General features: G+C 59.8%; 1 protein-coding gene. It reads left to right on the top strand.

The window, feature by feature from the left end:
• On the top strand, positions 1–579 hold a 579-nt coding region (locus LZ463_RS28925; protein WP_241459785.1), incomplete at both ends, for an energy transducer TonB.

The raw sequence follows: 579 nt of genomic DNA, 5'->3' as shown, positions 1-579 counted from the left end.
AATGGATTTTTCAAATCGCCAGCAAGAGCCGGGTAAGAAATTTATCGGTATAGGGCTGGTAGTCGCATTTCATATACTGGTGGTATGGGCGCTGGTATCAGGATTGGCACGCAAGGCCATGGACGTGGTCATCAAGCCACTGGAAACCAAGATCGTCGAAGAGGTGAAGCCACCGCCACCACCGCCAGACACCCCGCCGCCGCCACCACCGAAACTGCTGGCGCCGCCGCCACCGTTCATTCCGCCACCGGAAGTCCAGGTCCAGCAACCGGTCCAGCAGGCGCCGACGATCAGCGTCAAATCGGAAGTCAGGCCAGAGAGCAACCAGTTGCAAAAGACCCCACCACCGGCCCCGGCCGTGGTAGCCGAAGCCAAACCGGCCGGTCCGTCTATCGTCCCTGGTGTGATCGACTTCAACGTCGCAGGCTGCAAACCGGAATATCCGCGTGCCTCACTGCGTAACGAAGAAACCGGCACCGTCCAGCTGTCCGTATTGATTGGCGCCGATGGCTCCGTGTCCGACGTCAAGATCGACAAATCCAGCGGCTTCCGCGGACTCGACAATGCCGTTCGCTCCCA

The organism is Undibacterium paludis, assembly GCF_022568815.1.
Taxonomy (GTDB): domain Bacteria; phylum Pseudomonadota; class Gammaproteobacteria; order Burkholderiales; family Burkholderiaceae_D; genus Undibacterium.
Note: the sequence above shows the minus strand (reverse complement) of the source record. Positions and strands in the feature narration are given on the sequence as shown.